Origin of the sequence: Sphingomonas sp. FUKUSWIS1 (genome assembly GCF_000733135.1) — a bacterium.
In the GTDB taxonomy this organism is placed as follows: Bacteria; Pseudomonadota; Alphaproteobacteria; order Sphingomonadales; family Sphingomonadaceae; genus Sphingomonas; species Sphingomonas aerolata.
In genome coordinates, this window is sequence record NZ_JPJC01000098.1 from 1 (window position 1) to 6,779 (window position 6,779).

8 protein-coding genes are annotated in these 6,779 nt (G+C 68.6%); 6 read left to right on the forward strand and 2 right to left on the reverse strand.

Going from position 1 to position 6,779, the window contains the following annotated elements:
- Positions 1-741: glycosyltransferase family 39 protein (locus sphsw_RS07270; protein ID WP_042466756.1), on the reverse strand; the 741-nt coding region annotated here is incomplete at its 3' end.
- 347 nt (positions 742-1,088) lie between these two features.
- The gene (gene ubiG / locus sphsw_RS07275; RefSeq protein ID WP_031440022.1) at positions 1,089-1,829 is read right to left on the reverse strand and encodes a bifunctional 2-polyprenyl-6-hydroxyphenol methylase/3-demethylubiquinol 3-O-methyltransferase UbiG; all 741 of its coding nucleotides are present in this window, start codon (positions 1,827-1,829) and stop codon (positions 1,089-1,091) included.
- 52 nt (positions 1,830-1,881) lie between these two features.
- Here ubiG and sphsw_RS07280 point away from each other — a divergent pair, with 52 nt between their 5' ends.
- From sphsw_RS07280 to sphsw_RS07305, 6 genes are all read left to right on the forward strand, one after another.
- Positions 1,882-3,135, forward strand: coding sequence for an aspartate kinase (locus sphsw_RS07280; RefSeq protein ID WP_031440023.1), 1,254 nt, complete (start codon positions 1,882-1,884; stop codon positions 3,133-3,135).
- Between the two features lie 97 nt (positions 3,136-3,232).
- A complete protein-coding gene (locus sphsw_RS07285) occupies positions 3,233-4,252 on the forward strand; it encodes an NAD(P)H-dependent flavin oxidoreductase (RefSeq protein ID WP_031440024.1) in 1,020 nt (339 codons plus the stop codon).
- A 133-nt stretch (positions 4,253-4,385) separates the two neighbouring features.
- Positions 4,386-5,186 (forward strand): hypothetical protein, encoded by an 801-nt coding sequence (locus sphsw_RS07290; protein ID WP_052380872.1) that lies wholly within the window; start codon positions 4,386-4,388, stop codon positions 5,184-5,186.
- A 93-nt stretch (positions 5,187-5,279) separates the two neighbouring features.
- Entirely contained in the window at positions 5,280-5,741 is a 462-nt protein-coding gene (locus sphsw_RS07295; RefSeq protein ID WP_031440026.1) for a YbgC/FadM family acyl-CoA thioesterase, read from the forward strand.
- Positions 5,738-6,430, forward strand: coding sequence for a protein TolQ (gene tolQ / locus sphsw_RS07300; protein ID WP_031440027.1), 693 nt, complete (start codon positions 5,738-5,740; stop codon positions 6,428-6,430). The genes sphsw_RS07295 and tolQ overlap by 4 nt, the downstream gene beginning before the upstream one ends.
- A gap of 35 nt (positions 6,431-6,465) precedes the next feature.
- A partial coding sequence (locus sphsw_RS07305) for a biopolymer transporter ExbD (protein WP_042466759.1) occupies positions 6,466-6,779 on the forward strand: 314 nt, incomplete at its 3' end.

Sequence of the window (6,779 nt, forward strand, 5' to 3'; positions counted from 1 at the left end):
CGCAAGGAACTTCAGCGTATCGAGCGCCTTGGCGGCAAGCGACAGCTTCCAGGGCCGTGCCGCGTAATATTCTGCGGGCGCCTGGGCGGGAAAATGCAGCGTGCCGAACAGGAAGCCTTCGGGCGACACCGCGAACGTCCAGCCGACGAACGCGACGATCGGGACCGCGCCGAGCGCGACCAGCCAGACGCGGTGGCGGGGATGGACCAGCGCGTAGAGGCCGTAGGCGGCGGCGGGGAGGGCATAGGAGATCTTCGCGGCGACCGCGGCGGCGAGCAGAAGGCCGATTGTCAGCGCGCCGGCGCGGGTCCGGTCTTCGCGGACGATCAGCCAGAGCGCAGCGGCGAGGCAGGCGGCAGGAAGCGCGTCGTTGCGCGCGGTGCCGATGCTGAAGAGCAGGATGTCTGTGGTCGCGAACAATGCGGCGCAGAGGCGTGCGGTGGTGGGGCCGGCACCAGTGCGGCGCGCGGCGGCGTGGACGAACGCGACGCTCGCGAGGCCGAGCAGCGCGTTGGTGAGGCGGAGCGCGGGCCAGGTCCAGGCGCCGGTTAGAACGGCGATGGGTGCGAGGACGAAGGGCTGGAGCGGGGTCTGGAGATAGGCGAAGTCGCGATAGGGGAGCAGGCCGTGCGCGGTGAGGACGGCCGCAGCGACATACTGGCTTTCGTCATGGTCGACGGGGCGGAGGAGGGCGAGCGCGATGTAGAGCGCGGCTAAACCCCCTAGAAGAAGGATGTTCACCCGCGAAGGCGGGTGTCCAGTCTGGGCACCCGCCTTCGCGGGTGAACAGGGGTGGGGGGTGCCCTTGGTCATGTGACACCACCCCGCCAGTATTCGGTTCCACCCCGGCGGAGGCCGGGGCCAAGTTGGGGGACGGTCATGGCTGAGGGTCGCGTTCCGTTACTCAGGCTTTCCCAACTGGGCCCCGGCCTTCGCCGGGGTGGTAGCACCTGCTGAGATGGTAGCACCCGCTGGGGTGGTAGTGCCTGCCGCGGTGGTAGCGTGCACCGGGGTGGGAGCGCCACCCAAGGTGGTCGTGCCGACTGGGTTGGTCGTGCCCGCCGGGCTGGTGCCGGGCGGGGCAAGGGTCAGGCTTTTACCGCGGTCAGGAAATAGTCGAGGCTGGTCGAATCGCTGAGCGTGAAGCCTGTCGCCGGCGAGAAGCCGAGGCCTTGCGTGTGGACGACGTGGAGACCGGCGTCGCGCAGCAGCGCGGTCAGTTCTTCGGGGGTGAGGAACTTGTTCCAGTCGTGCGTGCCGCGCGGGATGCGGCCGGTGCCTTCCGCGATCGTGATCATCGCGAGCCGCGACAAGGGCGTGCGGTTGGGGGTCGACAGGATCAGCAGGCCATTGTCGGCCAGCACGCGCGCGAGGCCGCGGACAAAGCCGGCAGGGTCGCTGACATGCTCGATCACCTCGAGGCTGGTGACGAGGTCGAACTGGCCGTCGAGCCCCTCGACGCCGCCCGCGCGATAGTCGATCGCGAGCCCGCTCTGCGCCGCATGTATTTCTGCTGCGGCGATATTTTCGGGCGCGGCGTCGATCCCCGTCACGCTGGCGCCGAGCCGCGCGAGCGGTTCGCAGAGCAGCCCCGCGCCGCAGCCGACGTCGAGCGCGGTCCGGCCGGCGAGCGGGGTGAAGCCCGTGCCGTCACCGTGCCAGTGCGTATCGACCCGGTCGCGGATGTAGCGCAGGCGGGGCGGATTGAGCTGGTGGAGCGGCGCTGACGAGCCCTTCGGGTTCCACCAGTCGGCCGCCATCGTGCCGAAATGCGCGGCCTCCCAGGGATCGATTGTTGCGCTTTCGTTGCGGTCACTTGCCAGTATCATGCGCGCTACCTATCAGGGCCGCCGCTTCGACCCAAAGGGATTTACGCTGCCCATGGCCCGTATCGTGATGAAATTCGGCGGGACGTCGATGGCCGGGATCGAACGTATCCGCAACGTCGCGGCGCGCGTGAAGCGCGAGGTCGATGCGGGCAACGAGGTCGCGGTCGTCGTCTCCGCAATGGCGGGCGAGACCGACCGGCTGGTCGGCTTCTGCCGCGAGGCGTCGTCGCTATACGATGCGAAGGAATATGACGTCGTCGTCTCGGCGGGGGAGCAGATCACGAGCGGGCTGCTCGCGATCGCGCTTCAGGCCGCGGGCTGCAAGGCGCGGTCGTGGCTGGGGTGGCAGCTGCCGATCAACACGTCGGACGCGCATGGCTCGGCCCGGATCGGCGAGATCGACACGGTCGCGCTCGATGCGAGCCTGGCGGATGGCGTCGTCGCGGTGATCCCGGGGTTTCAGGGCGTGGCGGAGGGCCAGCGCGTCACCACGCTGGGGCGCGGCGGATCGGACACGTCGGCGGTCGCGATGGCGGCGGCGATGAAGGCCGATCGCTGCGACATCTATACCGATGTCGACGGCGTCTACACGACCGATCCGAGGATCGTGCCGCGGGCGCGCAAGCTCGGCAAGGTGACGTATGAGGAGATGCTGGAACTCGCCAGCGTCGGCGCCAAGGTGTTGCAGACGCGGTCTGTCGGCCTGGCGATGAAAGAGAATGTGCGCGTGCGCGTGCTGTCCTCGTTCGAGGATGGCGATACCAGTGACGGACACCGCGGCACGCTGATCGTGGGCGAAGAGGAAATCGACGATATGGAACGCCAGCTCATCACCGGCATCGCGCATGACAAGAACGAGGCGAAGATCACGCTGACCCAGGTCAGCGATCGCCCGGGATCGGTCGCGGCGATCTTCGCACCGCTCGCCGATGCGGGGATCAACGTCGACATGATCGTCCAGAACGTCGCGCATTCGACCGGGTCGACCGACGTGACGTTCACCGTGCCCTCGGCGGATCTGGCGCGGACGCTCGACGTGCTCGACAAGGCGAAGGACGCGATCGGCTTTGCGAGCCTGGTCCACGACACGCGCGTCGCCAAGGTTTCGGTGGTCGGCGTCGGGATGCGCAGCCATGCGGGCGTCGCCTCGACGATGTTCACGACGCTCGGCGAGCGCGGGATCAACATCCAGGCGATCGCGACGTCGGAGATCAAGGTCAGCGTGCTGATCGAAGAGGATTATACCGAGCTGGCGGTGCGTGTGCTGCACACGGCTTACGGGCTTGATGCCGAGGATGCGGCTTGACGGACACCGTCCGTTCGTTTCGAGCATTGTCGGGAAATATGTCACGGATACTGCGCGGGGTTTCTCGACTTCGCTCGACACGAACGGGAGTTTTGTAATGACCATCGGCAGCGACCGGCTTCAGCGCCGCATGGCGCGCGGCGCCGCATTCCTCGGGTCCGAGGTCGCGATCCTTGGCGGGGCGATGTCGTGGGTGAGCGAGCGCAACCTCGTCTCCGCAATTTCGAATGCGGGCGGGTTCGGAGTGATCGCGTGCGGCGCGATGACGCCCGCGTTGCTCGATGCCGAGATCGCCGCGACGCAGGCGATGACCGACAAGCCGTTCGGCGTGAACCTGATCACGATGCATCCCGATCTGGTCGAGCTGATCGCGGTGTGCACGCGGCACAAGGTCGGCCATGTCGTGCTGGCGGGCGGATTGCCGCCCAAGGGCAGCCTCGAGGCGATCAAGGCAGGCGGCGCCAAGGTCATCTGCTTCGCGCCGACGCTGGCGCTGGCCAAGAAGCTGATCCGCAGCGGCGTTGACGCGCTGGTGATCGAGGGCATGGAAGCCGGCGGGCATATCGGCCCGGTGTCGACGAGCGTGCTGGCGCAGGAGATGCTGCCCGAGATCGCCGAGCTGGTGCCGGTGTTCGTCGCGGGCGGGATCGGTCGCGGCGAGGCGATTGCGGGCTATCTCGACATGGGGGCGGCGGGCGTCCAGCTCGGCACGCGGTTCGTCTGCGGGACCGAATCGATCGCGCATGCCAATTTCAAGAAGGCGTTCATCCGCGCTTCGGCGCGCGATGCGATCGCCAGCGTCCAGCTCGACGCGCGGCTGCCGGTTATCCCCGTGCGCGCGCTGAAGAATGCGGCGGGCGAGCTGTTCTCGGCCAAGCAGCGCGAGGTTGCGGGGCATCTCGACGAGGGGCGCGTCGCGATGGGCGAGGCGCAGTTGCAGATCGAGCATTACTGGGCGGGTGCGCTGCGCCGCGCGGTGGTCGACGGCGATGTCGAGCATGGGTCGGTGATGGCGGGCCAGTCGGTCGGCATGGTCACGAAGGAAGAGCCGGTCGCGGACATCATCGCCGAGCTGATGGCACAGGCCGCGGCGGCGCTCGAGGCACGCGCGGCCTGATCCTTCGCCGGCCTAACACGCTGCGATCGTGCCGTTCGTCGCATTAGGGTTGCAGTCGCGTACGCGTTTTATACCCTGTTAACCTTATCGCGGCAGGTCTGTCTCGGTCGGGGGACAGCGAGGACTTGAGTCGATGAAGCGTCAGTTTGCGATGATTGCGGTGACCGCAGCCCTGCTCGCCGGGTGCGCGCGGAAGCCGGTCGAGGTCGCGGCGCCCGCACCGGCGCCGGTCGCGCCGGTACCGGTCGCCGCCCCGCTGCCCAAGGGTGCGTTCCCGGGGATGAAGATCCCCGCGGTGCTCGCCGACGGCACCTATCCGACGCCGAACCGCAACCTGACCGAATCCGCGAAGATCTGGCACCTGCGCGCTGCGCTGAACGTCGCGGCGCTGGCGTGCCGCGGACCGGACGAGGCGGTGATCGTCGCGGGCTACAACGCGATGCTCGCTGCGCAGAAGCCGGTGCTGGCCAAGGCCGAGGCGACCTATTCGGCGGAATATCGCGCGGGCGGCGGCGACTGGCAGGATCGCTACGACGATTCGATGACGCGGCTGTACAATTTCTTCTCGCAGTCGCCGTCGCGCGATGCGTTCTGTCAGGCGGCGGGGCGCGTGCTGGCGGAGGGCGCGAGCGTGCCGGGGGCGATGCTGGCGAGCTTTGCCGCCACGCGGCTGCCGATGCTGGAGCAGCCATTCACCGATTTCTACCGTGCGTTCGACGCCTGGCGCGGCACCGCGGTGCAGCCGCTTCCGGCACAGCGCGTGATCTTTGCGAGCAACGGCGCGGTCCCGGTCGGCGGTTCCGGCGCGGCACCGCTGCCGCCCGCCGCGCCCGCCACGCCGGGGTTGCAGGCGCAGCTCCGGCCCGTCACGCAGCCGCCGCTTCCCGTCGCGCCGCGTCCGCAGCTGCAGGTCGATCCGGGCGTCCTGCAATAAGACGAGTCGTATCCGCCTGCGCGGGTGCGAAACCGCGGGCCGGGCGACGCGAATGCTTTCTTCGCGGCGATGCTTGGGTTAACAGCCCCCGGAATGGCTGACGCAGAGCAGGATCAACCGGCGGGAGGGCGCTTTGCGGGGCGCGAGCACCGGTTCGCGCTGCGCGTGTATTTCGAGGACACCGACCTGTCGGGCGTCGTCTATCATGCCAATTACCTGCGCTACATGGAGCGCGCGCGGTCGGACATGCTGCGCGTCGGCGGGATCGACCAGCGCGCCGCGTTCGAGGCGGGCGAGGGCTCCTATGCGATCGCAAGCCTCGCCATCCGCTATGCCGCGCCCGCGCGGCTCGACGATGCGCTGGTGATCGTCTCACGGATCACGCAGGTCCGCGCGGCCAGCGTCGCCATTCATCAACGAGTCATGTGCGGCGGGCTTGTCTTGGCCGAGGCGGACGTGGTGGCGGCGCTGATCGCCCCCAACGGCCGGCCGCGACGCCAGCCGCGCGCATGGACTGACATCTACGAACGCCTTGTCTGGCAGGGGGAAGCATGAATCCGGTTCTGACTATGGATAGCGCGACATTGTCGCCGATCCACTTGTTCCTACAGGCCGATCTGGTCGTGAAGGGCGTGATGATCGGGCTGCTGCTCGCCAGCGTCTGGACCTGGGCGCTGATCGTCGCGTTCTGGCGGCGGCTGGGCAAGACGCGCAAGGGGCTGGTGCGGTTCGAGCGCGACTTCTGGAAGGCCGAGGACATCGACGTGTTCTACAAGGCCGAGAGCGAGACCGACCTGCCGTCGGCGCGCGTGTTCGCGGCCGGGGTGACCGAGTGGCGGCGGTCGACCGCGGGCGGCACGATCGACAAGGCCGGGACGCGCGAGCGGCTCGCCACGACGATGGGTGCGGCGGTCGCTCACGAGATCGACACGCTGTCGGACCGGCTGAACGTGCTGGCGACGGTCGGGTCGGTCGCGCCGTTCGTCGGGCTGTTCGGCACCGTCTGGGGCATCATGCGCAGCTTCACGAGCATCGCGGCGGCGCAGAACACCTCGCTCGCCGTCGTCGCGCCGGGGATCGCGGAAGCGCTGTTCGCGACCGCGATCGGCCTGTTCGCGGCCATCCCGGCGGTGATCGCGTACAACCGCTTCAGCCACGGCATCAACCGGATCGAGGCGAGCCTCAACCGCTTTGCCGACGGCTTCCACGCGACGCTGTCGCGGCAGCTGGACGGCGCGCGATGAGCGGCCGGCCGGTGCTGTGCACGGGAGGCGCGTAGATGGCGATGAACCTTCCTTCGGGTCGCGGTCGCGGGCGGCGCGCGCCGATGGCGGACATCAACGTCACGCCGATGGTCGACGTGATGCTGGTGTTGCTGATCATCTTCATGGTGACCGCACCGCTGATGACCGCAGGCGTGCCGGTGAACCTGCCCGATGCGCGTGCCAAGGCACTGGACCAGGAGCAGAAACCCGTCGAGATCTCGATGGATGCGACGGGCGCGGTGTTCATCGATCAGGACCAGATCGGCGAGGACGCGCTGCCGGTACGGCTCGCGTCGATCGCGGCGAGCCGGGCGGTCGGCAACGAGCC

Excerpts from the sequence above, each read along its gene's own strand:
- ubiG (WP_031440022.1), bottom strand. The coding sequence starts at position 1,829 with ATGATACTGGCAAGTGACCGCAACGAAAGCGCAACAATCGATCCCTGG.
- sphsw_RS07280 (WP_031440023.1), top strand. The coding sequence starts at position 1,882 with ATGGCCCGTATCGTGATGAAATTCGGCGGGACGTCGATGGCCGGGATC.
- sphsw_RS07285 (WP_031440024.1), top strand. The coding sequence starts at position 3,233 with ATGACCATCGGCAGCGACCGGCTTCAGCGCCGCATGGCGCGCGGCGCC.
- sphsw_RS07290 (WP_052380872.1), top strand. The coding sequence starts at position 4,386 with ATGAAGCGTCAGTTTGCGATGATTGCGGTGACCGCAGCCCTGCTCGCC.
- sphsw_RS07295 (WP_031440026.1), top strand. The coding sequence starts at position 5,280 with ATGGCTGACGCAGAGCAGGATCAACCGGCGGGAGGGCGCTTTGCGGGG.
- tolQ (WP_031440027.1), top strand. The coding sequence starts at position 5,738 with ATGAATCCGGTTCTGACTATGGATAGCGCGACATTGTCGCCGATCCAC.